This is a genomic window from Paraburkholderia phenoliruptrix, assembly GCF_019511605.1.
GTDB lineage: Bacteria > Pseudomonadota > Gammaproteobacteria > Burkholderiales > Burkholderiaceae > Paraburkholderia > Paraburkholderia phenoliruptrix_A.
Map to the genome: position 1 here is coordinate 87,671 of NZ_JAEUAV010000020.1, position 24,341 is coordinate 112,011.

General features: G+C 64.0%; 25 protein-coding genes. 7 read left to right on the forward strand and 18 right to left on the reverse strand.

The window, feature by feature from the left end:
- Positions 1-27: 27 nt before the first annotated feature.
- The 14 genes from JNB89_RS22570 to JNB89_RS22635 all read right to left on the reverse strand — a co-directional run bounded on the left by JNB89_RS22570 (position 28) and on the right by JNB89_RS22635 (position 11,821).
- Positions 28-312 (reverse strand): glutaredoxin family protein, encoded by a 285-nt coding sequence (locus JNB89_RS22570; RefSeq protein ID WP_220363647.1) that lies wholly within the window; start codon positions 310-312, stop codon positions 28-30.
- Positions 309-1,835, reverse strand: a complete 1,527-nt coding sequence (locus tag JNB89_RS22575; protein ID WP_135892758.1) for a DegQ family serine endoprotease — start codon at positions 1,833-1,835, stop codon at positions 309-311. The genes JNB89_RS22570 and JNB89_RS22575 overlap by 4 nt, the downstream gene beginning before the upstream one ends.
- Positions 1,836-1,869: 34 nt before the next feature.
- Complete coding sequence (locus JNB89_RS22580; RefSeq protein ID WP_220363648.1) at positions 1,870-2,913, reverse strand: MucB/RseB C-terminal domain-containing protein; 1,044 nt, start codon at positions 2,911-2,913, stop codon at positions 1,870-1,872.
- A gap of 4 nt (positions 2,914-2,917) precedes the next feature.
- The gene (locus JNB89_RS22585) at positions 2,918-3,586 is read right to left on the reverse strand and encodes a sigma-E factor negative regulatory protein (RefSeq protein ID WP_220363649.1); all 669 of its coding nucleotides are present in this window, start codon (positions 3,584-3,586) and stop codon (positions 2,918-2,920) included.
- An 81-nt stretch (positions 3,587-3,667) separates the two neighbouring features.
- Positions 3,668-4,267, reverse strand: a complete 600-nt coding sequence (rpoE, locus tag JNB89_RS22590; protein ID WP_013340057.1) for an RNA polymerase sigma factor RpoE — start codon at positions 4,265-4,267, stop codon at positions 3,668-3,670.
- A 115-nt stretch (positions 4,268-4,382) separates the two neighbouring features.
- Complete coding sequence (locus tag JNB89_RS22595; protein WP_220363650.1) at positions 4,383-4,766, reverse strand: protein YgfX; 384 nt, start codon at positions 4,764-4,766, stop codon at positions 4,383-4,385.
- 115 nt (positions 4,767-4,881) lie between these two features.
- A complete protein-coding gene (gene fabF / locus JNB89_RS22600; RefSeq protein WP_041728250.1) occupies positions 4,882-6,120 on the reverse strand; it encodes a beta-ketoacyl-ACP synthase II in 1,239 nt (412 codons plus the stop codon).
- Positions 6,121-6,363: 243 nt separating this feature from the next.
- Positions 6,364-6,603 (reverse strand): acyl carrier protein, encoded by a 240-nt coding sequence (gene acpP, locus JNB89_RS22605; RefSeq protein ID WP_004197638.1) that lies wholly within the window; start codon positions 6,601-6,603, stop codon positions 6,364-6,366.
- A 151-nt stretch (positions 6,604-6,754) separates the two neighbouring features.
- Entirely contained in the window at positions 6,755-7,504 is a 750-nt protein-coding gene (fabG, locus tag JNB89_RS22610; protein WP_220363651.1) for a 3-oxoacyl-ACP reductase FabG, read from the reverse strand.
- A 70-nt stretch (positions 7,505-7,574) separates the two neighbouring features.
- Complete coding sequence (fabD, locus tag JNB89_RS22615) at positions 7,575-8,510, reverse strand: ACP S-malonyltransferase (RefSeq protein WP_220363652.1); 936 nt, start codon at positions 8,508-8,510, stop codon at positions 7,575-7,577.
- A gap of 97 nt (positions 8,511-8,607) precedes the next feature.
- Positions 8,608-9,597 carry a beta-ketoacyl-ACP synthase III gene (locus JNB89_RS22620; protein ID WP_013340062.1) on the reverse strand — a complete coding sequence of 330 codons (990 nt, stop codon included), beginning with the start codon at positions 9,595-9,597 and terminating at the stop codon, positions 8,608-8,610.
- Positions 9,597-10,703 carry a phosphate acyltransferase PlsX gene (gene plsX / locus JNB89_RS22625; RefSeq protein WP_013340063.1) on the reverse strand — a complete coding sequence of 369 codons (1,107 nt, stop codon included), beginning with the start codon at positions 10,701-10,703 and terminating at the stop codon, positions 9,597-9,599. The genes JNB89_RS22620 and plsX overlap by 1 nt, the downstream gene beginning before the upstream one ends.
- 183 nt (positions 10,704-10,886) lie before the next feature.
- The gene (gene rpmF, locus JNB89_RS22630) at positions 10,887-11,066 is read right to left on the reverse strand and encodes a 50S ribosomal protein L32 (RefSeq protein WP_006051932.1); all 180 of its coding nucleotides are present in this window, start codon (positions 11,064-11,066) and stop codon (positions 10,887-10,889) included.
- Positions 11,067-11,167: 101 nt separating this feature from the next.
- Positions 11,168-11,821, reverse strand: coding sequence for a YceD family protein (locus JNB89_RS22635; RefSeq protein ID WP_220363653.1), 654 nt, complete (start codon positions 11,819-11,821; stop codon positions 11,168-11,170).
- A 321-nt stretch (positions 11,822-12,142) separates the two neighbouring features.
- Here JNB89_RS22635 and JNB89_RS22640 point away from each other — a divergent pair, with 321 nt between their 5' ends.
- Together JNB89_RS22640 and JNB89_RS22645 are read left to right on the forward strand one after the other, a co-directional pair.
- Complete coding sequence (locus tag JNB89_RS22640) at positions 12,143-12,760, forward strand: Maf-like protein (RefSeq protein ID WP_220363654.1); 618 nt, start codon at positions 12,143-12,145, stop codon at positions 12,758-12,760.
- The gene (locus JNB89_RS22645; RefSeq protein ID WP_220363655.1) at positions 12,757-13,470 is read left to right on the forward strand and encodes an SAM-dependent methyltransferase; all 714 of its coding nucleotides are present in this window, start codon (positions 12,757-12,759) and stop codon (positions 13,468-13,470) included. Before JNB89_RS22640 ends, JNB89_RS22645 begins: the two co-directional genes overlap by 4 nt.
- A gap of 10 nt (positions 13,471-13,480) precedes the next feature.
- On the opposite strand, the gene JNB89_RS22650 is transcribed toward JNB89_RS22645, so the two are convergent.
- The 4 genes from JNB89_RS22650 to JNB89_RS22665 are packed head-to-tail and all read right to left on the reverse strand — an operon-like array spanning position 13,481 to position 16,645.
- On the reverse strand, positions 13,481-14,485 hold the full coding sequence (locus JNB89_RS22650; protein ID WP_220363656.1) for a S49 family peptidase: 1,005 nt from the start codon (positions 14,483-14,485) through the stop codon (positions 13,481-13,483).
- Between the two features lie 51 nt (positions 14,486-14,536).
- Positions 14,537-14,959: a Rieske (2Fe-2S) protein gene (locus JNB89_RS22655; protein WP_220363657.1), complete on the reverse strand. Its 423-nt coding sequence runs from the start codon at positions 14,957-14,959 to the stop codon at positions 14,537-14,539.
- Complete coding sequence (locus JNB89_RS22660; RefSeq protein WP_013340069.1) at positions 14,956-15,615, reverse strand: HAD-IIIA family hydrolase; 660 nt, start codon at positions 15,613-15,615, stop codon at positions 14,956-14,958. The genes JNB89_RS22655 and JNB89_RS22660 overlap by 4 nt, the downstream gene beginning before the upstream one ends.
- Positions 15,608-16,645 carry an RluA family pseudouridine synthase gene (locus JNB89_RS22665; protein ID WP_135892767.1) on the reverse strand — a complete coding sequence of 346 codons (1,038 nt, stop codon included), beginning with the start codon at positions 16,643-16,645 and terminating at the stop codon, positions 15,608-15,610. Before JNB89_RS22665 ends, JNB89_RS22660 begins: the two co-directional genes overlap by 8 nt.
- Before the next feature lie 720 nt (positions 16,646-17,365).
- On the opposite strand from JNB89_RS22665, the gene JNB89_RS22670 reads away from it, so the two are divergent.
- The 5 genes from JNB89_RS22670 (at position 17,366) to JNB89_RS22690 (ending at position 24,334) form a co-directional block, all read left to right on the forward strand.
- Entirely contained in the window at positions 17,366-20,653 is a 3,288-nt protein-coding gene (locus tag JNB89_RS22670; RefSeq protein WP_220363658.1) for an Rne/Rng family ribonuclease, read from the forward strand.
- 187 nt (positions 20,654-20,840) lie between these two features.
- The gene (gene moaA / locus JNB89_RS22675; protein ID WP_220363659.1) at positions 20,841-21,950 is read left to right on the forward strand and encodes a GTP 3',8-cyclase MoaA; all 1,110 of its coding nucleotides are present in this window, start codon (positions 20,841-20,843) and stop codon (positions 21,948-21,950) included.
- A 9-nt stretch (positions 21,951-21,959) separates the two neighbouring features.
- Positions 21,960-22,598, forward strand: a complete 639-nt coding sequence (mobA, locus tag JNB89_RS22680) for a molybdenum cofactor guanylyltransferase MobA (protein ID WP_220363660.1) — start codon at positions 21,960-21,962, stop codon at positions 22,596-22,598.
- Between the two features lie 60 nt (positions 22,599-22,658).
- Positions 22,659-23,960, forward strand: coding sequence for a molybdopterin molybdotransferase MoeA (moeA, locus tag JNB89_RS22685; protein ID WP_220363661.1), 1,302 nt, complete (start codon positions 22,659-22,661; stop codon positions 23,958-23,960).
- 98 nt (positions 23,961-24,058) lie between these two features.
- Positions 24,059-24,334: a hypothetical protein gene (locus tag JNB89_RS22690; protein WP_006053283.1), complete on the forward strand. Its 276-nt coding sequence runs from the start codon at positions 24,059-24,061 to the stop codon at positions 24,332-24,334.
- Positions 24,335-24,341: the final 7 nt, after the last annotated feature.

Below are 24,341 nucleotides of genomic sequence, written 5' to 3' on the forward strand. Positions count from 1 at the left end.
AAAGACTTTTGCAAAGCCTGACTGGTGTCAGGATGCCTCGCCCTGAACACCCGCGACGCCGGCGGCCCACGCCGCCAGTGCGGCGCGCACGCGCGATTCCTGAAGATGGTAGTGGCAGAGCTCGACGCCGTCGCACAACAGAACCGGCACCCGTTCGTTGTAGCGCGCTTCGAGCACGGGATCGCTATCTACGTCGATCACTTGCACTTGCGCACCGAACTCGGCCAGCAATGGCTCGAGCGCGGCGCGCATGTCGTCGCACAGATGGCACCACGCGCGCCCATAAAGCGTGAGCGGTGCCAGTTTCTTCATTTCTGTACGCTGCGCGGGCGGATCGGCACGAACTGCGTATTCTCGCCACGGCGCACCAGCAGCGCGACCATCTTCTGCGAATCCAGATGAGAGGTCACTTCGTCGAACTGCTTTGCGCTCGTAATGTCCGTATCGCCCACCCGCAGGACGATGTCGCCCTTCTGCAGGCCAACGCGCGCGGCAGGACCGTCCACGGCGTCGATCTGCACGCCATTGCGCAGTTTCAGCGCGCGCAACTGGTCAGCAGGGATATCGCTGACGGCAAGGCCCAACGCGTTTGTGGCGCGCTGCTTCGGCGGCTGCGGCCGCTTCTGGTCGGCCTTTGCAGTCTTGTCCGGCTGCATCTCGGCGATCGTGACCGGCAGATCGCGCGTCTGGCCCTTGCGCCAGACGGTGATAGTCGCCTTCGTGCCCGGTTTCGTGTCGCCGACCATGCGCGGCAGGTCCGTCGCCGTGTCCACGGAATGGCCGTTGAACTTGAGGATGATGTCGCCCGGCTGCACGCCGGCCTTGTCCGCCGGGCCGCCCGGCTCGACGCTGCTGACGAGCGCGCCCTGCGCCTTCGGCAGACCGAGCGAGTCGGCCACGTCTTTCGTCACCTCGCCGATTGCCACCGCGATCCGGCCGCGCACCACTTTGCCGGACGCCTTCAGCTGATCGGCCACGCGCATCGCCTCGTCGATCGGAATCGCGAACGAGATGCCCATGAAACCGCCGGTGCGGCTGTAGATCTGCGAGTTGATGCCGATCACTTCGCCCTGCATATTGATGAGCGGCCCACCCGAATTGCCGGGATTGACGGCCACATCGGTCTGGATGAACGGCAGATAGTCGCCGGTGTCGCGCCCCTTGGCACTCACAATGCCGGCTGTCACCGTGTTTTCGAGGCCGAACGGCGAACCGATCGCGACGACCCACTCGCCCACGCGAACCTTGTTCGAGTCGCCGATCGTGATGGTCGGCAGGTTGGCGGCGCTGATCTTCACGACCGCGACGTCGGTGCGTTCGTCCACGCCGATGAGCTTTGCCTTGAATTCGCGCTTGTCGGTCAGCGTGACATAGATGGTGTCCGCGTCGTCGATCACGTGCGCGTTCGTCATCACATAGCCGTCGGCCGACAGGATGAAGCCCGAGCCGACGCCGCTGTTCTGTTCGAGATCGTTGCTGTCTGGCGTGTCCTGGCTACCGCCGCTTCCGCCGCTGCCGCCGTTGTTGCCGCCGCGCGGCATACCGGGCGATTGTGGCGATTGCGGCGACTGCGGCATCGGAATGCCGAAAAAGCGCCGGAAAAACTCGGACATGTCGCCGTCGTCCATGCCGGGCGGCAGTGCGCCGCGCGGGCCGCTGCTCGTCACGCGGGTGGTCGTGCGGATATTGACGACCGCCGGTCCGACCTTGTCGACGAGGTCGGTAAAGTCGGGCAGATTGGCTGCGGAGGCCGCCGACGCCGCTTGCGGCGCGAACGGCAAACATGCCGCCACCACCGCGGCGGCGAAGAATTTGCGCAGCGAGAAAGTCGTCATAGTGTGGGAGCCGAGGGATTCAGGATTCGGAGAATTACTTCGGAGCCTTATATTCTATGGCAGACGCGAATTGCTGCAACGTGGCCTGGGGCACTTCGCCGAGCAGGGTAATCCAGAAGTCGCCGCGCCGCTTGACCAACACGTGCGTCGCGCCGCTGCTGCCCGCGCCTTCCTTGCGCGTATTGTTTTCAACCGGCTCGATGAATACGGAGACCGCGGCGAGACCGTCCGAGAACACCGCCTGATCTACCGGAATAGTGGGTTGGCCGGCTTCGCGCGCCGCCATAGGGCGGCGCAGTTCGCGGATCTTGCGAAAGCCCGGCACCGTTGCGCCGAACTGCCAGCCCTGCGCAGCCATGTCGACCGGCTCGATGGGCGGACGCACTACCGTCCAGCCGGCGGTATTGCGCATTCCGTTGACGATACCTGCCTTGTCGATCGGCACCCCAATGCGAATTTGGGAAAACGACAGTTGCTCAAGCACCTGGCCGTTCGGGTCGAGCGTTTGCGCGCGCAGCAGCAGGCCGGTCTTCTTGTCGGCCCACAGTTTGTAAGCGAAACGATAAGCGTCTTTCGGATCGAGCTCGATTACCTGGCTTTCGACGCCAGCCACACGATCGTCGCCCAGCAACTTGGGTTCATATACGGTGAGAACCTGTTCGCCGCTTACAGCAAGCAATGCGGGAAACGAGTCTTTGTTCTGGCGCTTTTCCACCACGCACAAATGACGTTCCGGCACGAACGTGTAGAGCTCGTCGTTATGACGCAGCATTTTGCGCGGCTTGCCGTCCAGGCTTTCCAATTGCTCGAATTCGCCGTCGCCGCGCGTTGCGTAATGCGCGATTCGCGAAGTTTGAACGAAATTGCCCCGCTGATAGACGAACGCGCCCTCGTAATTCTGCTGCTGCGCGGCCTGATGAATGCGATCGAGCATATCGGCGGCCGTGCGGCGCGCGACGAGCGGATCGTCGGTTTGTGCAAAGACCCGCGGCGTAGCGGACAACAATACGGCTGCACAGAACAGAAATGCTGGCAGCCGCCCCCAGATAGTCGTTTTATTGAACCGCGAAGTCTGCATCAAACTATTGGCCTTGCGTTGAAACGGCGGCAGCCCGGATGAGCGGCATGGAACCCGGCAAGACCGGTTGCTGCGCGAATTGCTGGTGTGCTTCCAGATACTGGTCGAGGCTCGCGTCGCGAATGATGTTGGCGTCCTGAGCGACCGGCATGACGTTGGCAGCGGGCACGGACGCCATTGCCACCTTTTGCAGCGCGTCGCCATGCGAGGACACCGAGGCGACCTGCGTTGCGCCGGGGCCGCCCGGCACGCCTTGTAGCTGCGGCACGACGATCCACGTCAGGGTAGCGGCCGCCGCAGCCACGGCAAAGGCCGGGACGGCCCGACGACGCAGCGCGAGCAGACGGCGCGTGAGGGGCAGAGAGGCCGGCTGGGACCCAGACTGCAAGCCGGACTGCAAAGCCGGCGCAAGCAGATGCGGCTCGCTTTCGAGGCGCGCTGCGAAGCCGCTGAGAAAAGCGTTGCTCGTTGCGGCACCGATTGCGAGATCGTCGGAACGCAATGCGTCGCCAATCAGGTGATAGCTGGACCATGCGGCGCGATCTTCGCCGTCCAGCTCGGACAGAAACTTGTCCAGATTCAGATGCTCTTCGCCGAACAGCTCACCGTCGACAAAAGCGGACAGACGCTCGCCGCGCGGACTGGCTTGCGATTGCATCGAGACCGACCCCATGATGCTCCCCATCTTACGAAAACCCCGTAGTGACACCACTAATCCAGATATTGCACCCTCGCCCCGGGCGGCGCGCCGGATTTACCAGCGCTTGCCTTCAGGTGTGTCAAGCAACGGACGCAATTTTGCCGCAATGGCTTCGCGAGCGCGGAAAATTCGCGATCTGACGGTGCCAATAGGGCAACTCATCATTTCTGCGATTTCTTCGTAGCTCAGACCTTCAATTTCACGAAGAGTAATGGCGGTACGCAGCTCTTCCGGTAAAACCGCCATCGCAGCATTGACCGTCTCGGCGATCTGCTTGCTCATCAACATCGACTCAGGCGTGTTGATATCCCTTAGTTGGTCGGCGTCCGAGAAAGTTTCAGCTTCTTCAGCATCTGCTTCCGTCGATGTCGGCGCTCGCCGGCCTTGGGTCGCAAGGTAGTTCTTCGCCGTGTTGACCGCAATCCGGTACAACCACGTATAAAACGCGGATTCGCCGCGAAATTGCGGCAACGCGCGGTAAGCCTTGATGAAAGCGTCTTGCGCAACGTCTTCCACCTCGGCGGGGTCGCGCACGAGGCGCGAGATCAGCCGGAGAATCTTGCGGTGGTATTTGGAGACCAGAAGCTCGAACGCGGCCTTGTCGCCCTTCTGGACGCGCTCGACCAGCACCTGATCAATTTCTTTTTCGCTCACCTGATAAATCCGTTAACTTAAGGGCGCATGACGGGGGCACCATTGTAGCGTCCCGCTCGACGGGGCACGTTACGCAGCACATGACGCCCGGTAACAGCGGTTACAGTCGTTACAGTCACGCGCCGGCGCGGCGGCGGGCGCGCACCGCCAGTTCGCGAAAGACAGCCGGCGGGACGGTGTCGGCGGGAATGAGCAGCGTGTGCGAGCGCCCCTCTTCCGGTTTCAGCACGAGCACGAGCAGACGGTCACCCCAATGGGCGCAGCCCGCTATGCGGCCTTGCGCGAGCAGAATACCGGCCCGCCCCCACGCAGCGAGACTCTCTCGCCCCACGGTCAGCGCCACTGGCTGTGCCCGGTCATAGCGGACCGAACCAAGCGCGAGCAGCGCGAAAGCAGCAAGCGTCAACGGAAGCGCTTGCCAGGCGCCCAGCCACGACGACAGACAGCCGTAAACCGCCGCCGACGCCGTGGCGATGAAAACTGCTGACGCAGCGCGCATCGCGAAAGAGCGCCGCAGCGCGATTCGCTGCGGCGCTCTTTCGGATGTGACCGTTTCAGGGGAAGGCACCGGCGCAACCGGCGCCGACGGCTGGCGCGTCACCCGGCTGCGAGCCTCAGGCGCGCTTGAAAACCAGCGTGCCGTTCGTGCCGCCGAACCCGAACGAGTTCTTCAGCGCGACGTCGATCTTCATCTCCCGCGCAGTGTTGGCGCAGTAGTCCAGGTCGCACTCGGGGTCCTGGTTGAAGATGTTGATCGTGGGCGGCGACACCTGATGATGCACGGCAAGCACCGTGAACACCGACTCCAGACCGCCGGCACCGCCGAGCAGGTGACCGGTCATTGACTTCGTCGAATTCACGACGATGTTTCTGGCGTGGTCGCCGAACGCGCGCTTGATGCCGGTCGTTTCGGCCAGATCGCCGAGCGGCGTGGACGTGCCGTGCGCGTTCAGATAATTCACCTGATCGGCGTTGACGCCCGCGTTCTTCATGGCCGCCAGCATGCAGCGGCGCGCACCGTCGCCGTCTTCGAGCGGCGCGGTCATGTGATACGCGTCGCCGCTCATCCCGTAGCCGCCGACTTCGGCGTAGATCTTCGCGCCGCGCGCCTTGGCGTGCTCGTACTCTTCGAGCACCATGACGCCCGCGCCCTCGCCCAGCACGAAACCGTCGCGGTCCTTGTCCCACGGGCGGCTGGCAGTAGCCGGGTCATCGTTGCGTTGCGACAGCGCGCGCGCCGCCGCGAAGCCGCCGATGCCAAGCGGCGACACCGTCGATTCCGCACCGCCTGCGATCATGACGTCCGCGTCGCCGTATTCGATCAGGCGCGAAGCCTCGCCGATACAGTGCAGGCCCGTCGTACATGCGGTGACGATGGCGAGATTCGGACCCTTGATGCCGAACTTGATCGACAGGTGACCCGAGATCATGTTGATGATCGACGCCGGCACGAAGAACGGCGAAATGCGGCGCGGGCCGCGGTTGAGCAGCTCGGTTTGCGTGACTTCGATCATCGGCAGACCGCCGATGCCCGAACCGACCACGACGCCGATGCGCTCCGAATTTTCGTCGGTGACTGTAAGGCCGCTGTCCTGCATCGCCTGGATGCCTGCAGCCACGCCGTAATGGATGAACGTATCCATGTGGCGTGCTTCCTTACCGGGGATGTAGTCCTCGATATTGAAGCCCTTCACCTCGCCGGCAAAACGAGTCGAGAAGTTCGACGCGTCGAACTTCGTGATATTGGCAATACCCGACTTGCCGGCGACCAGATTGGCCCAGCCGTCGGCAACATTATTGCCAACAGGCGAAATCAGCCCCAGGCCTGTAACAACAACACGACGGCGGCTCACGGTAACCCCTTTTTCATAGATGACAAAAGCAAAAGCCACAGCGGCCACAGGAACCTGCCCTGTGCGCCCTGTGGCTGTTAAGTCGGCAATCGCGCGGAAACTTGCGCTGTCAACATCGCTGGCTCCTGCATGACAACTCTTGCGGCAAGCGGCGCGGCAAAAAACGCCAGCCCCGGTGGCGTCGACAACCGACGCGGCAGGGCGTCGTACGACGCGAACGCACAAATGCAGGTGCGAATGACCTTAGGCCTTGACGTTTGCGCGAGCGTAGTCGATCGCTTGCTGAACAGTGGTGATCTTCTCGGCTTCTTCATCCGGAATTTCCATGCCGAATTCGTCTTCGAGGGCCATCACGAGTTCAACCGTGTCCAGCGAGTCGGCGCCGAGGTCGTTCACGAACGAAGCTTCGTTCTTGATTTCAGCTTCGGCCACGCCCAGTTGTTCTGCGACGATCTTCTTGACGCGCTGTTCGATATTGTCCATTACCCCTCCAAGGGAAAAGAAGTTCAAAAATACAGTGCGCGCATTTTATCAGGTTTGACCCGGCAAAAAAGCGGCGCATCAGGTTGCTGTCAAGGCATGCGCCCGACGCATTCGAGAAACGCATCAAGGCGCGGATAGTAACCGAATTTGGTTACGACATGTACATTCCGCCGTTCACATGCATCGTCGTGCCGGTGATGTAACCGGCTTGCGGCGACGCGAGGAAAGCGACAGCGTGTGCGATATCTTCCGGGCTGCCGAGACGGCCCAGCGGAATCTGCGTTTTGAGCGCGGTTTGCTGCTCTTCCGGCAGAGTGCGCGTCATGTCGGTGTCGATGAAGCCAGGCGCCACGCAGTTCACCGTAATGCCGCGGCTGCCGATTTCACGTGCGAGCGCGCGCGTCATACCGGCCACGCCCGCCTTCGCTGCGGCGTAGTTGACCTGCCCCGGATTGCCCGCGGAACCGACCACCGAGGTGATGTTGATGATGCGCCCGCCCTTCGCCTTCATCATCGGGCGCAGCACCGCACGCGACAGACGGAACACCGACTTCAGGTTGGTGTCGATCACCGCGTCCCAGTCGTCGTCCTTCATGCGCATGGCCAGTTGGTCCTGCGTGATGCCGGCGTTGTTCACGAGCACATGCAGCGCGCCGAATTCTTTCAACGTGCCGTCGATCAGCGCTTCCGCAGCCGCCGCATCGTTCACGTCGAGCACCGCGCCGCGGCCGCTCACGCCTGCCGCATTGAACGCTTCGCTAATGGCCGCCGCGCCGCTTTCGCTCGTCGCCGTGCCGATCACGGTGGCGCCCTGGCGCGCGAGTTCCATGGCAATTGCGCGGCCAATGCCGCGCGAGGCGCCCGTTACGATTGCGATCTGCTTGTCGAGATTCTTTTCCATCTGTCGATCCGAATGCCCTTCGGAGGGCTGATTGATTGCCGATGCTGGTACCGCGTCTGCGCTGTCGCAGTTAGCTCGCCGTGACGAGCTTGAGGGTTTCTTCGAGCGAGGCCGGATCGAAGACGGACGCGCCGGTCAGAGTGCCGTCGATACGCTTGGTGAGGCCCGCAAGGACCTTGCCCGGCCCGCATTCGACCACATGCGTGACGCCCTGCGCCGCCATGGCTTGCACGCTCTCGACCCAGCGCACCGCGCCTGCCGCCTGGCGCACCAGCGCGTCTTTGATCTGCGCGGGCTCGTTGACGATGGCCACGTCGACATTGTTAATGACGGGGATGGACGGCACCTGAACGTTGACGCTCGCCAGGTATTCGCGCAATTGATCCGACGCCGGCTTGAGCAGCGACGAGTGAAACGGCGCCGACACCGGCAGCGGCAGCGCGCGCTTCGCGCCCTTCACCTTCGCGACTTCGCAGGCCTTCTCGACAGCGGCCTTGTGGCCCGCGATCACGACTTGCGACGGCGCATTGAAATTGACCGCTTCGACGACGCCCGCCGCCGACGCCTCTGCGCACACCGCGCGCACCGTGTCGTCGTCCAGACCGAGAATTGCCGCCATGCCGCCTTCGCCGACCGGCACCGCCGTTTGCATGGCCTGCGCGCGAAAGCGCACGAGCGGCACGGCGTCGCGAAACGCGATTGCGCCGGCCGCGACAAGCGCCGTGTATTCGCCGAGGCTATGGCCCGCGACGATGGCCGGCGTGGGGCCGCCGGCCTGCTGCCACGCGCGGTAGATCGCGTAGGCCGCAGTCAGCATGACCGGCTGGGTGTTGGTGGTGAGATTCAGATCTTCGGCGGGACCTTCGGCGATCAGCTTGCCGAGGTCCTGATTGAGCGCGTCGGAGGCTTCCTGAACCGTCTCGCGCACAATCGCCTGATCGGCGAAAGCGTTGAGCATGCCGACGGATTGCGAACCCTGTCCAGGAAAAACGAACGCAAATTTCATATCGTCCCCAAAGTCGATTTAGTCAGATGTAGGCGCGCGGCTCTCGAGCACGCGGCGCGGGGCGCCTGGAACGGCGCCGCCAGAAGTCAGCCGGCGATCAATAACGGATGACCGACGCGCCCCACGTGAAGCCGCCGCCGACGCCTTCGATCAGCACGTTCTGGCCGCGCTTGATGCGGCCGTCGCGCACCGCGACGTCGAGTGCGAGTGGAATGGACGCAGCCGACGTGTTGCCGTGCTCGCCCACGGTGACGACCATGCGTTCCTGCGGCAAGCCAAGCTTGCGGCAGGTGCTCTGCATGATGCGGATATTGGCCTGGTGCGGAATCAGCCAGTCAATCTGATCGGCCGACAGGTTCGCTTTCTCGAGCGCTTCCACCGCGACTTTCTCCAGCACATTGACGGCCAGCTTGAACACCGCTTGCCCGTCCATATGCAGGAACGCACTGCCCGCCACGACGCCGCCGTTCACGTTACCCGGCGTGCAGAGAATGCCCGAATGACTGCCGTCCGCGTGCAGTGCGCTCGAGAGCACGCCCGGTTCCGCCGACGCCTGCAGGATCACCGCACCCGCGCCGTCGCCGAACAGCACGCAGGTGGTGCGGTCGTTGAAATCGAGAATGCGCGAGAACGTCTCCGCGCCGACCACGAGCGCCGTGCGATGCTGGCCGCTGCGAATCAGGCTGTCTGCGAGCGAAACCGCATAGGCAAAGCCGGAGCACACCGCCTGCACGTCGAATGCCGCGCCGTGATTCTTGATGCCCAGCTTGTTCTGCAGCAGGCACGCCGTGCTCGGAAACACGAAATCCGGCGTGGAGGTGGCGACAATGATCAGGTCGATGGCTTGCGGGTCGATGTCCGCCGCCTCGATGGCGCGCTGCGAGGCGATCTGCGCGAGGTCGCTCGTCGTGACGTCCGGGTCGGCGAAGTGACGCGCGTGGATGCCCGTGCGGGCCACGATCCATTCGTCGCTCGTCTCGACGCCCTGCTTCGCGAGACGCTCAGCGAGGTCCTGATTGGTAACGCGCGCGGGCGGCAGATAGCTGCCGGTGCCGAGGACGCGGGAGTAAATTGTCGATTGAGCCATTATGCCTTCGAGGATTGCGCAGCGTAGGGCTCGGCCGGCTGGCCTGCAATGGGGCTTGCGTGACCCGCACCGCTTGCGTCGCGCGCCGCCTGTTCAAGAGAACCCGCGTTCTCTTCCATCGCTTGCGCAAGGCGCTCCAGCACGCCGTTTTTGACGGCATCATACCCGCGTTTGATAGCCCACTCAAACGCATAGGCGTCCGCGGAACCGTGGCTTTTGATCACCAGTCCGCGCAGACCCAGCAGCGCGGCACCATTGTATTGCCGATGATCGACGCGCTTCTTGAAGCGCATCAATACCGGCAGCGCGAGCACGGCCATCACCTTCGTGAGCCACGAACGGCCGAACTCTTCCTTGATGATGTTCGAGAGCATCTGCGCGAGGCCCTCGGACGTCTTCAACGCGACATTGCCGACGAAACCGTCGCACACGATCACGTCGACCGTGCCTTTGAAGATGTCGTTGCCTTCCACGTTGCCGTGGAAGTTTAGCGTGCTGGCACGCAGCAGCTCACCGGCACGTTTAATCGTGTCGTTGCCCTTGATGACTTCTTCGCCGATGTTGAGCAGGCCGATGGTGGGCCGCTCCTTACCTTCGAGCGCGGACACGAGCGCGTGCCCCATCTCCGCGAATTGCAGCAGATGCTGCGGTTCGCAGTCGACGTTGGCGCCCAGGTCGAGCATCATTGTGTAGCCGTTGGGATTGGGCAAGGCGGACGCAATCGCCGGGCGCTCGATGCCCGCCAGCGTTTTGAGCACGTAGCGCGACACCGCCATCAGCGCGCCGGTATTGCCGGCGGAGATGCAGGCCTGTGCCTCGCCTTCCTTGACGCGATTGAGCGCCACGCGCATGGATGAATCTTTTTTCTTGCGCAGCGCGACTTCGACCGGATCGTCCATGGCGACGATCTCGGAAGCGGATACGACTGTCAACGCCGACAGGTCCTGAGCCTTCAACTTCTTGAGCTGCGCACGAATCGCACTTTCAATGCCGACGAGCAGCAGCTGCGCGTCAGGATGCGAGCGAACGAAGTTGACGGCAGCGGGAACGGTCACGGACGGGCCGTGGTCGCCTCCCATGCAATCTATCGTGAGCTTTACTGTCATGGAGTGCGGCGAATTTCAGGCGCTCTGCAGGGGACTGCGGCAAGCGCTGAAGCTGCAACTGCGATCGACACAAAAAAGCGGCAATTCAATGCCGCCTTTTTGTCGAGCCGGGAAAATGTCAAGCGAGTGTCAAGCGAGCTGATCGCCACGCGAAACGCCGGTTGGCGCAACGCAGTGAAACGATTAGTCGTTCTTCGTCTTGACGACTTTCTTGCCGCGATAGTAGCCGTTCGGGCTGACGTGGTGACGCAGATGCACTTCGCCCGTGCTCGGTTCCACGGCCAGCGGCGCTGCCGTCAGGAAATCGTGCGAACGGTGCATGCCGCGCTTCGACGGCGACTTCTTATTTTGTTGAACTGCCATGACTAACTCCTAAAAATTTTCCGAATTCTAACACAGCCCGACGCGGTGTCCGCCACTGGCCGAATGGCCAATGCGCCCGCCTCGCGCTCCCATGCAACTGTTCAGTGCTTCTTGTCGCCCGGCTTGCCGCGCTTGAGACTTTCGAGCGCCGCAAACGGATTCGGCCGCTCCGGTTCCGCTGCTTCGCCGGCCCCGTCGGCTTCGTCCAGCGCAGCTTCGTCGAACTCACTTTCGGTACCGGCCGCACCAGAGACGAGACTCTCGTGCACCTCGGGACATACCTCGTGCTTGGGCACGAGTGGCAACGAAAGCAGCAACTCTTCCTCGATCAGGTCGATGAGATCGAACTGGCGCGAGCCCACGATCACTTCGACTTCATCCTCGTCAAGCGGAAACTCTTCGGCTTCCGCCTCCGTGTTGACGATCCGGTAGGTCGCGTCGACATTGAACGCCTGCGAGTACGGTGTCATGCACCGCTGACATTCGAGCCACGCAGCACCGTGAATCGCCATCCTCAAATAAGGCTGGGGACCCTCGGTGCCGTCGTCCTGCAATTCCGGCTGCGTCGCCCCTTCGGCCTGCCAGGTGAACGCAGTGTCGCGGTCTGGCGCTTCTGCCGGGACTTCGTTTAACATGCGCGGCAGTTGCGAGACGCGCACGACACCCGCGGCCTGCCGGCCGCTCCGCGCAAATTCGAACAGATCGAGTTCGTGCGGGTCGGACAGACCTGCAGGTTTGCCAGGATGTTGAGTCATGTGCGCTCCTGCGTCGGCAAGAATTCGCCGTTAGATCACGGGATAAACCAGTTTGCGAGAAAGCCCGCGTACCTTCGGTGATGCGCCTGTGGCCGCTTATATTTTTGTTGCCGCTGCCCTTGGCCCTGCCGCTACCCTTGGCCCTGCCGCTGCTACCGCCACGGATCCACGGATCACACCGAAGCCCGCCTGACGCAAGCATACCGATGAAAAGCCCAAAATCATATCCGTTTTGTCTTTTCGAGTCAAACACTTAAGCCCGTACCGGCGCGACCTGCGCGCGAGCCGCGTATGCCCCGCCTCTCCAGCCGTTGATCGACCATGTCAGATTCCCTTAAAAGCCCGCCGCGCCTCATTCTGGCGTCGAGTTCGCCGTATCGCCGCGAGTTGCTCGAACGCCTGCGCATTCCTTTCGACGTGGCCGTGCCCGCGATCGACGAAACCCCGCATGCAGGCGAAACGCCACAAGCCACTGCATTGCGGCTCGCAGTGGCAAAGGCGCGTGCGGTAGCGGCCGCGCTAGCCACCACCGACGCCGCGCTCGTCATCGGCTCCGACCAGGTGGCTACTTATGACGGCCTGCAGATAGGCAAACCCGGCACCCACGAGAAGGCGCTTGCGCAATTGCAGGCGATGCGGGGACGCGAGGTACTGTTCCATAGTGCGCTATGCCTGCTCGACAGCCGCTCGGGCGTCGCCCAGACCGCAGACGTGATTACGCGCGTACGCTTTCGCGACCTTCCGGACGCAATGCTGCAAGCATATCTGCACGCCGAGACGCCGTACGACGTCGCCGGCAGCGCGAAATCCGAGGGTCTCGGCATTGCGCTGCTGGAAGCAATCCATTCGGACGATCCGACCGCGCTCGTCGGCCTGCCGCTGATCGTGCTGTCCGGCATGCTGCTGACGGCGGGTTATCCGCTATTGGGGGCAAAATGAGCGGCACGCTGTATCTGATCCCGAATACGCTCGGCGAGGGCGACGCGCTCGACGCCGTGCTCCCCGCGCCGGTTCGCGCCCGCGCGGCGACGCTTCAGTATTACATTGGCGAAAACGCCAAAACCACGCGCGCGTTCCTGAAGAAAGTCGGCACCGAACGGCCGATCCAGGAAATCGAGATCCGGGAACTGAACGTGAACACGCCCGCCGGCGAGATCGACAAGCTGCTCGCGCCAGTCCTCGCCGGCACGGACGCAGGGCTCGTCTCCGAAGCCGGTTGTCCGGCGGTCGCCGATCCTGGCGCGCTGCTGGTGCGCCGCGCGCACGAGCGGGGCGTCAAGGTCGTGCCGTTCGTGGGACCGAGCTCGATCTTGCTCGCGCTAATGGCTTCGGGGCTGAATGGACAGAGTTTTGCGTTCCACGGCTACCTGCCGGTCGACGCAGCCGAAAGAGCCAAGCGCATACGCGATCTCGAATTGCAGTCGCGCAAAGGCAAGCAGACGCAGATTTTTATCGAGACGCCGTACCGCAACCGGGCGCTGCTGGACACCTTGCTGGCCAGCTGCGCCCCTTCCACGCTCGTTTGTGTTGCCGTGGATCTGACGCTGGAAACGGAAACAATCCGCAGTCACACGGTGGCGGACTGGAAGAAGAAACCAGCGGCCGACATCCACAAGCGGCCGGCCATTTTCCTGATTCTCGCGGCGTAGCGCCGCGACATCACCGCAAGTTCAGCTTGCCACCCAGCGCCAACGCATGCACGGCGCCGCTGCCCACAGCGGCGCCGAATTTGCGCGCGACGCGGTCGGTAATGCTCTCCTTGACCGTGTAGTCGACGATTTCCGGCGCCTTGATGAGTTCTCGCGCGACGTAGTTCGCGTCGCCAAACCCGTCCGCAAGGCCCAGTTCGACGCTCTTCTCGCCCGTCCAGAATAGTCCCGAGAACATGTCCGGCGTCTCGTGCAGACGCTTGCCGCGCCCTTGGCGCACCGCCTCGATGAACTGCGCATGGATCTGGTCCAGCATTTCCTGCGCGTGCTGGTCCATCTTCGGCGTTTCGGGAGAGAACGGGTCGTAAAAACCCTTGTTCTCGCCCGAAGTATGCAGCCGGCGCTGAATGCCGAGCTTGTCCATGAGCCCGGTGAAGCCAAAACTGTCCATCAGCACGCCGATGGAGCCTACGATGCTCGCCTTGTCCACGTAGATCTTGTCGCCGGCCGCCGCCGCGTAGTAACCGCCGGACGCGCACATGTCGCCCACCACCACGTAGAGAGGAATTGACGGATGTTTGGCCCGCAAACGGCGCATTTCGTCGTAGATGATCCCCGCTTGCACCGGACTGCCGCCCGGGCTGTTGCAACGAAGAATCACCCCCGCCGTGCCGGCGTCATCGAACGCGCTTTCCAGCGCCGCCGCCACATCTTCCGCGTTCGCTCGCGTATCAGCCGATATTTCGCCGTCAAGCGCGATTAACGCGGTATGGCGGCCGGACGCTGCCAGCTTGTCGCCGGAAAAATCGAACACGGCCCAGATCAAGAAGCCCAAGAGGGCAAGAAATAGAAGTCGGAAGAAAATCTTCCAACGCCGCGCGGCGCGCTGCTCGTTAATCGCAGCGAGCGCGATACGCTCGAGCGCCGCGCGCTCCCAGCCCGGCTCCTCGGCAGAAGCTCGGCTGCGGCTACTGAGGGACGGTTCTTTCGTTTCAGGCGTCAAATTGTCGGACATGCGGCTTTTGGGATAAATCGAAAAATGGGGGCCAGGCAGGACGGACCCGCGTCAGGGCATGGCGGGCTGCAATTCGCCGTCCGGGAGCCAGAAAACGGCGCGGCCTTCGGGTGTGTCGCGCTCGTCGACCTGGAGAGCGCGCAACCGCGCCCCGCGGCAAGGACCGCCTACGCATTTGCCGGTATCCGGTGCGTAAATCGCGCCGTGGGTGGCGCACATCAAGTATAAACCGGACGATTCGAAGAACTGACCCTCGGCCCAGTCCAGCTCCATCGGCACGTGCGCGCAGCGGTTCAGGTAACCATAGGCGCGACCGTCGTAGCGAACGAAAAACACCACGACTTCTTGCGCGCCGATTCTCGCGGCGCGCCGAACCCCTCGCCCGCCGTCGAGCAGTTCCTCCGACGCGCACACGCGCACCGCCTGCGCTGCGGACTCCTCTACGCGCCCGCCTGCCTCTTGCGTCGAGCTCATGCGTTGTCCCTCAACCAGCCTGACAGGGCTCCGACGCTCGAAGCCACATATTTCGGCGACAGCGCGCTGAGCGAGTCGGCAGGATGCGCGCCGTAGGTCACGCCGATACCCGCGACGCCCGCGTTGATCGCCATTTGCAAATCGTGGGTCGTGTCGCCCACCATGACCGTGCGCACCGGATCCTGCCCGAGTTCGCGCGTCAATTCGTGCAACATGGCCGGATGCGGCTTCGAAAACGTTTCGTCGGCGCAGCGCGTGCCATCGAAGAGGCTCGTGAGCCGCACCTGATCGAGCGCGCGGTTCAGTCCGACGCGGCTCTTTCCCGTAGCCACGGCAAGCAGATACCCCTGGTCCCGCAATTCCTGCAGCATCTCGCGCACGCCAGCAAACAGCTCCGTAGTCTGGTCCTTTACCAGATAGTGGAACCGGTAGCGCTCGGCAAGCCGCGGGTAATCGGCCGGATCGAGCGTGGGCGCCGCGATTTGCAGCGCGTCCCGCAAGCCGAGGCCGATCACGTAGCTGGCCGCTTCGTCCGCGGGCACCGGCAGACCGAGATCGCGGCACGCGGCCTGAATGCTGCGCGTGATGTGCGCAGTGGAATCCATCAGCGTTCCGTCCCAGTCGAAGACGATCAGATCAAATTGCTCTCTAGCCATGCGGTGCCGTCTCCGGGTGTGACCCATTTCGTAATTCGTTCAGCTGCGCGATGAAGTTGCGGCACTCGGCCGGCAACGGCGCTTCCAGTTGCAGCGGCGCGCCCGTTGCCGGGTGCGTGAGCTTCAGGCGGTAGGCGTGCAGGAACATGCGCTTGAGGCCGGGCTTCGCGTTGGCACGCGCCAGCGCCTTGTTCAGTGCAAAGTCGCCGTATTTGGCATCGCCGACGATCGGCAGTTCCAGATGCTGCAAATGCACGCGAATCTGGTGCGTGCGGCCAGTCTTCAGCTCCGCTTCCAGCAGCGCGTAGTCCGGCCAGCGGTCGATCAGGTTGAAAACAGTGTGGGACGCGAGGCCGTCGGCCTGCACGCGCACGCGCCGCTCGCCGTCGGCGGTCAGGTACTTGTGCAGCGGCTCCTTGACGGCGCGGCGGCGGCCCCAGTCGCTCGCCCATTCTCCGTGCACGCACGCGTAGTAGCGCTTGTCCATTTTGTTCTCGCGGATCTGGTCGTGCAGATTCACGAGCGCCGAGCGCTTCTTGGCCAGCATCAGAATGCCGGACGTTTCGCGATCCAGCCGATGCACCAGTTCGAGAAATTTAGCCTGCGGCCGCGCCTCGCGCATCTGCTCGATCACGCCGAAGGCCACGCCGCTGCCGCCGTGCACCGCGACGCCAGCCGGTTTGTCGATGACGAGCAGATGTTCGTCTTCGAAAATGATTTTGAACTGCGCACTGGGCACCGGCGCCTGAGCGGCTGCCTCATCATGCTGCGCGACCCGAATAGGCGGCACGCGCACCAGGTCGCCGAGCTCCAGCCGGTATTGCGCGTCGATCCGGCCCTTGTTCACCCGCACTTCGCCGCTGCGCAGGATGCGGTAGATATGGCTTTTCGGCACGCCTTTACAGACCCGCAACAAAAAGTTGTCGATGCGCTGTCCGGCCGCACTGTCGTCGATTTCGATCACCGACACCTGATCGCTTGCGACCGCACTTGTTACCGATTTCTGGGATATTTTGCCTAACTCTTTCATTCTGAATATAATTTGCCCAGCAGTCTGCGGCGGCCGGCGCAGTGTCCGGAATTCGGGCGGACTGCGCAGGTGCAAGCGTAAATCGTTATTTTACTTGCGCCGGGGTCTGGTTGCTCACCCCGAGAATGAGATGCAACAAGTTGCACGCACGAAGCCAGTGCCCGGCAGGGACGGCGCCCACAGGCGCGTTCGGTCAAAGGTCGGCTTCGACGGTAACGGAATTTTGGTCAAAAAGAATTTAACCTCCAGCTTCGGATTGGGCGATTTCGCGCCCTGCTGTACGAAGCTGCAGGTTGCGAAAATACGGCGTGCGCCCATGGCGTCTTGTAGAAAGTACAAGACTTGGCGACGTCAAAATGAGGCGAGACACCCCCAGCAGGAAAAGACGCGCCGCTTGCGCGAACTTCCCGTTGCGGCATGACCGCAGCCTTCGACCCTCCGGTCCCGCGCCCCGTTGGCGCCGGCGAGGAGATCGTGGGCTGATGAAGGTTTGCCGGCAGAACCCGCGGCGTGTCGGGTCGTTATTTGAAGCCGTGTTCGCATGTGCCCTGCGGCACCGCGCCCCGTCGTCTATGGGCCGGGCCCTCCCAGGCAATTCTCCCGCCATTCTTCCCGCTCCAGCGTGCTTGTGAAAACACAATAAGGCGCGGCATGCCGCTGCCCTCTCTCCCGGCCTGACACCCCGGAAGAAGGCCGGCCGAGCCGCTCTGGAGCCGTTCAATGAAACGCATGTTGTTCAATGCGACGCAGCAGGAAGAGCTGCGCGTCGCCATCGTCGATGGGCAAAAACTCATCGACATCGACATCGAAACCGCCGGGCGCGAACAGCGCAAAGGCAATATTTACAAGGGCATCATTACCCGCATCGAACCTTCGCTGGAAGCCTGTTTCGTCAACTACGGCGAAGACCGCCACGGCTTTCTGCCGTTCAAGGAAGTAGCCCGCCAGTATTTCCGCGACGGCGTGGACATGCGCTCCGCGCGCATCCAGGACGCGCTGAAGGAAGGCCAGGAACTGATCGTTCAGGTCGAAAAAGAAGAGCGCGGCAACAAGGGCGCGGCACTCACCACCTTCATCTCGCTCGCCGGCCGCTACCTGGTCCTGATGCCGAACAACCCGCGCGGCGGCGGCGTGTCGCGCCGCATCGAAGGCGACGACCGCCAGGAACTGCGCGAAACCATGGCGCAGCTGCAGTTGCCCGAGGGCATGAGCATCATCGCGCGCACGGCCGGCATTGGCCGCAGCGCCGAAGAACTGCAGTGGGACCTGAACTACCTGATGCAACTGTGGCGCGCGATCGAAGCCGCGTCGCAAAGCGGGACGGCCGGCCAGCCGATGCTCATTTATCTCGAATCGAGCCTCGTGATCCGCGCGATTCGCGACTACTTCCAGCCGGACATCGGCGAAATCCTGATCGACACGACCGAAATCCATGACCAGGCGCGCGCCTTCATGGACATCGTGATGCCGGACAACGTCAGCAAGGTCAAGCGCTATCACGACGACGTGCCGCTCTTCTCGCGCTTTCAGATCGAGCATCAGATCGAAACGGCGTACTCGCGCACCGTGCCGCTGCCCTCGGGCGGCGCGATCGTGATCGATCACACCGAAGCGCTCGTCGCGATCGACGTCAACTCGGCTCGCGCCACCAAGGGCGCCGACATCGAGGAAACGGCCGCGCGCACCAACCTCGAAGCCGCCGACGAAGTCGCCCGCCAGTTGCGCCTGCGCGACCTGGGCGGCCTGATCGTGATCGACTTCATCGACATGGAGTCGGCAAAAAGCCAGCGCGAAGTCGAACAGCGCCTGAAAGACGCGCTCAAGCACGACCGCGCTCGCGTGCAAATGGGCAAGATTTCGCGCTTCGGCCTGATGGAGCTGTCGCGTCAACGCCTGCGCCCCGCCCTGTCCGAAGGCAGCCACGTGACCTGCCCGCGTTGCAACGGCACGGGCCACATTCGCGATACTGAATCGTCCGCTCTGCAAGTGCTGCGGATCATTCAGGAAGAAGCAATGAAGGAAAACACCGCGGCAATCCATTGCCAGGTGCCGGTCGAGGTGACCGCCTTCCTGCTGAACGAAAAGCGCTCGGAAATCAACAAGATCGAGTCGCGCTTCAAGGTCAACGTCGTGCTGGTGCCGAACAAGCACCTGGACACGCCGCATTACAAGCTGGAGCGCCTGCGTCACGACGACGCCCGCCTCGACGACCCGCGCGCTTCGTGGAAGATGGCCGAAGAAGCAGCACGCGAACTGGAGTCGGAAACCGGCTACAGCAAGCGGGCTGAAGATGTGAAGCCGAAGCAGGAAGCGGCGGTCAAGGGCATCACGCCCGAAAAGCCGGCGCCGAGCGCACCGGTTCGCCCGGCGGCAACCCCGGCTCCGGTCGCTGTGGCGCCGGCCACCGGCGGCTTCATCGGCTGGTTGAAGAACCTGTTCGGCATGCAGCCTGCCGCGCCGGCGCCTGCTGCACCGGCTGCGCCAGAAAAGCAGGCGCGTCCGCAACGCGGCGAGCGCACGGAGCGTGGTGAACGCACCGGCGAGCGCGGTGGCGAGCGCAACCGCAATCGTCGTGGCGGCACCGGCGGCCGTGATGCGGCAGCACGCACCGAAGGCGCGAATGGCGGCCGTCAGGGCCAGCAGCCGTCGCAGCGCCGCGAGGAACGCGAGCCGCGCGAAGCCCGTGAGGGCCGCGAGGGTCGTGAAGCACGCGAAGGTCGTGAACCGCGTGAGGCCCGCGAACCGCGTGAGGCGCGCGAGCCGCGTGGCAATCGCGAAGGACGCGAAGGTCGCGGCGAGGCACGCGAGCCGCGTGAGAGCCGCGAGCGCGACAATCGCGCCGGCGAGCGTGCCGAAACGGTGGAAAGCGCACCGCGCGGCGAACGTCAGGAACGTGGCGAGCGCCGTGAGCGCGCCGAACGCGGTGAGCGTCGCAAGCAGCAGACGGAAACCGCAGATGCGTTGACGCAAGCCGAAACGCAAACCGCGGACGAACTGGCGCTGAACCCGGCCGCCGTGACCGAAAACGCTGCGCCCGCCGATCAGGAAGCGGTAGCGCGTGAGGGCGAAGAGCGCCGTCGCCGCCGCCGCGGCCGTCGCGGCGGTCGTCGTGAGCGTGAAGAAGACGTGAACGGCAACCTGGCTGCGGACGTCGCCGAAGCGGAAGGTGAAAACGCCAACATCGGCGAAGAAGCGCCGCTGCGTGTCGCCCAGCAGCCGGCAGAACGCAAGCCGGAAGCGAACGAAGTTAGCGCAGCCACGGAAGTGGCGCCGGTCGAAGTCGTGGTTGCCGCTGTCGCGACCGAAACGGCTGTCGTCACCGAACTGCACGCCGCCACGGAAACTCCGGCTCTTGCCGCCGAAAAGGCAGCCAGGACGGAAACGGTTGTGCCGGTCGCCGAAGTGCCGGCAGCTCCGCCCGTTGTCGAGCCGGTTGCAGAAGTGCCCGTCGCGCAAGCCGCAACGCCCGTCGAACCGGCACAGACCGCACCTGCGGCTGCTGAAACGGTATCGCTGGTGGCGCCAGTGCTTCGCGAAAAAGCAGCAGCGCCGGCTACGCCGGCCGCCGAGGCGCACGCTGCGCCGGCTGCTCCCGCTGAAGCAGTCGCCGTCCCGGCTGCCGAACCTGCGCCGCAGCCGGAAATCGTCGAGCCGAAGCCGGTCGTCGCGGCAGTGGCGCCGACGGTCGAGTCGGCAGCCGTGGCCGCCGCGCCGCAAGCCGCTCCGGCCCCAGAAGCTCCGCAGGCTCCGCAATCGGCTGAAGCACCTCAGGCAGCCGAACCGGCCAAGCCGTCGTTCAATGCCGCGGTCTCGGCCGAAGCACTGAAGCCGGTGCTGGAAAAAGCCGGTCTGGTCTGGGTCAACACGGACGCCAACAAGCTGCGCGCCGCCCAGGAAGCCGCCGCCCAAACGGTCAAGCCGCCGCGCGTGGTGCGCGAGCGCAAGCCGTTGCCGCCGGTCGACAGCACGCCGATGCAGCAAGTGGAAACCGGCCAACACCCGCAGTAACTCCTGCGACGCCGCCTGAAAAAGCCCGCCCTCACCGGCGGGCTTTTTTTCGCCTGGACACCGCCGCCGCACTGCTGGCGCCCCCCCCCCGTAAACCCCGACCGTGCTTGCCGTCGCCAAGCCAAAAGAGGCATTTCCGATAGAATGAACAGATCGCCTTGCCGGTTCGACACAACCAAAGCAATCCATGTCCCGACGCATCATCCCTGTTGCCGATCTCAGCGCGGCGCCGGTCATCTCCGGCCCGCTGCAGACGCCTAGCGGCGTGCTGCACGACACGCTCGCGCGCCCGCTCAGGGACCTGCGCATTTCGGTGACGGACCGCTGCAATTTCCGCTGCGTCTACTGCATGCCGCGCGCCATTTTCGACAAGGACTACGCGTTCCTGCCGCACAGCGCGCTGCTGAGCTTCGAGGAAATAGAACGGCTCGCACGGCTCTTCGTCGCGCATGGCGTCGAGAAAATCCGGCTGACGGGCGGCGAACCGCTGCTGCGCAAGAACCTCGAGTTCCTGATCGAGCGGCTCGCGCAGCTCACCACGCCCGCCGGCCGGCCGCTCGACCTGACGCTGACCACCAATGGCTCACTGCTTGCGCGCAAGGCGCGCAGTCTGAAGGACGCCGGCCTCTCCCGCGTCACCGTCAGCCTCGACGCGCTCGACGACACCCTGTTTCGCCGCATGAACGACGCGGACTTCGCGGTCGCCGACGTGCTGGACGGGATTGCCGCCGCGCAAGCCGTGGGCCTCGCGCCGCTCAAGGTCAACATGGTGGTCAAGCGCGGCACGAACGACAGCGAAATCGTGCCCATGGCACGCCATTTCAAAGGCTCGGGCGCGGTGCTGCGCTTTATCGAATATATGGACGTGGGCACGTCGAACGGCTGGAACATGACCGAAGTGCTGCCGTCCGCCGAGGTGGTCGCGCGCATTGCCGAGCATTTCCCGCTCGCGCCGCTCGAAGCGCATAGCGCCGCAGAAACGGCCCAGCGCTGGGGCTACGCAGACGGCAGCGGCGAGATCGGCGTGATCTCCAGCGTGACGCGCGCCTTCTGCGCGAGTTGCACGCGTGCGCGCCTGTCGACCGAGGGCAAGCTGTACCTGTGCCTGTTCGCGTCGGCGGGCCACGACCTGCGCGCGTTGCTGCGCAGCGGCGCGAGCGACGCCGACATCGCGACCGCCGTCGCCGAAATCTGGCAAGGCCGCACCGACCGCTACTCGCAATTGCGCGGCAGCAACGCGGCCGACGCAAGCGCACAGGCAGGCCGCCGCGTCGAAATGTCGTACATCGGCGGATAAGCGGCAGGCATGCACGCAATCGGGCGGCCGACACGCGACCAGCTTACCGGCCTCGTGCTCGCGGGCGGGCGCGGCACGCGCATGGGCGGCGTCGACAAAGGCCTGCAAGCGCTGCATGGCGAACCGCTCGCCGTCCACGTGCTAAGACGCCTTGCCCCGCAAACCGGCGCGCTGCTGATCAGCGCGAACCGTCACCCTGACCTTTATGCCTCATTGGGCGCGCCGTTCGGCGCGAAGATCGTCGCGGACACTGTGCCCGAATTTCCCGGCCCGCTGGCCGGCCTGCTCGCCGGTTTGCGCGCGGCCCATAGCGACTACCTGCTGAGCGCGCCGTGCGACACGCCATGGCTGCCCGCGGACCTGGCCGAGCGCCTAGCGGACGCACTCGCAGCAAACGGCGCCGACATTGCCACCGTCACCACTTCGGACGCCGGGGGCAACGTCTCGCTCCATCCCGTATTCGCACTGCTGCGCACGAGTCTCGCCGACGATCTCGCGGCCTTTCTCGACGCCGGCGAGCGCAAGGTGCGCGCGTGGTACGCGCGCCACAAGACCGTGGAAGTCGCCTTTACCGACGAGCGCGCGTTTTACAATATCAATTCTTTACAAGAACTCGCCGACCTCGAGCATCTTCGGGGTCCCGGCTGAAATCCCGCTCCGCCGCACGGCAAGTGCACTCCGCCGCCGGCCGCGACGTCCAGCTTCTTGATGACCACGCATAACGAATTTTCACGCTGCGTCGCGCAGTACGATCCTCACGCGCTGCCCGTTTCGGCCGCTCAGGCGATCACTCGCGAGTGGGCGGCGCCGGTCACAGCCGTCGAGCGCGTGGCATTGCGCGATGCCCTGGAACGCGTGCTCGCCTCGGACATCGTTTCTCCGATCGACGTGCCGTCGCACGACAATTCGGCGATGGACGGCTATGCGTTCAGCAGCACTGCGTTGGCACAGGGCTCGCCGTCCGTGGCGCTGACGGTGGCGGGCAAGGCGTTGGCCGGCCATCCGTTCGCGGGCCACGTGCAAGCCGCGCAATGCGTGCGCGTGATGACGGGCGCCTGCATGCCGAACGGCTGCGACACGGTGGTGCCGCAAGAACTGGCGGAGCGCAGCGCCGATTCCACATCCATCCGCTTTGCCGCCGACGCCGTCGTGGCCGGCGCCAACCGCCGCCGCGCCGGCGAAGACCTGGCTCGCGGCCACCCGGCGTTGCGCGCGGGCCGCGTGATTCGGGCGTCCGACCTTGGCTTGCTGGCTTCGCTCGGAATCGGTGAAGTCAACGTGCGGCGGCGTGTGCGCGTCGCGTTCTTTTCGACCGGCGACGAATTGCGCTCCCTTGGCGAGCCGCTCGAAGCGGGCTGCGTGTATGACAGCAATCGCTATACGCTGTTTGCGATGCTGCGGCGCCTGAACGTGGACACGCTCGACCTTGGCGTGATCCGCGACGAACCCGCCGCGCTCGAGGCCGCCCTGCGCACCGCCGCGGCGAGCGCGGACGTGGTGCTGACCTCGGGCGGCGTCTCCGTTGGCGAAGCGGATTTCACGAGGCAGTTGCTGCAAACGTTCGGCGACGTCGCATTCTGGAGCCTCGCCATGCGCCCGGGCCGCCCGCTCGCGTTTGGCCGCATCTGGTCGGGCGAGCGGCCGGGCCTCGGGCTGCCTGCGCTATTCTTCGGACTGCCGGGCAATCCCGTGGCGGTCATGGTGACGTTCTATCAGATCGTGCGTGACGTGCTGCTGCGCATCTCGGGCGCAACACCGCAGGCGCTGCCCGTAATTCACGCCGCGAGCCAGCGGTCCATTCGCAAACGGCCCGGTCGAACCGAGTTTCAGCGCGGCGTCGCCACCCAGGATGCCAACGGCGAATGGCAGGTCACGCCGACAGACTCGCAAAGCTCAGGCGTGCTCAGTTCGATGAGCGAGGCCAACTGTTTCATCGTGCTCGGCCATGAAGAAGGCGACATTGGCGAGGGCGAACGCGTCAGTATCATGCTGTTCCACGGCCTGATCTAGCCGCTTCACAAGCTTTCACGGCGCGGCGCTTCCATCGCGGTCACGCTTTGCACGTTTTGCTTTACCCATTACCACTACGACATGCGGGTTTGACTTACATGAAAAAACAGATCTCGTTCATCGCACCGGGACAAACGGCCAAAGCACTCATCCTCGTCTACCTGACGTTTTCGGTGCCTATCGTGCTGCTGGGCGTGCTGGTGGCGTTCGTGCGCTACGGCTCGGTCGAACTGAGCACTGTGTTCAGCGCGCTGCTGTTGAATGCGATTCTCGGCTTTATCCTGCTGTGGATTGCCTGCCACGCATACAACTGGGTCGCATCGCGCTTCGGCGGCATTGAGATCCAGCTGACCGACGCACCGGAAGAAGCCTGATGCGGGT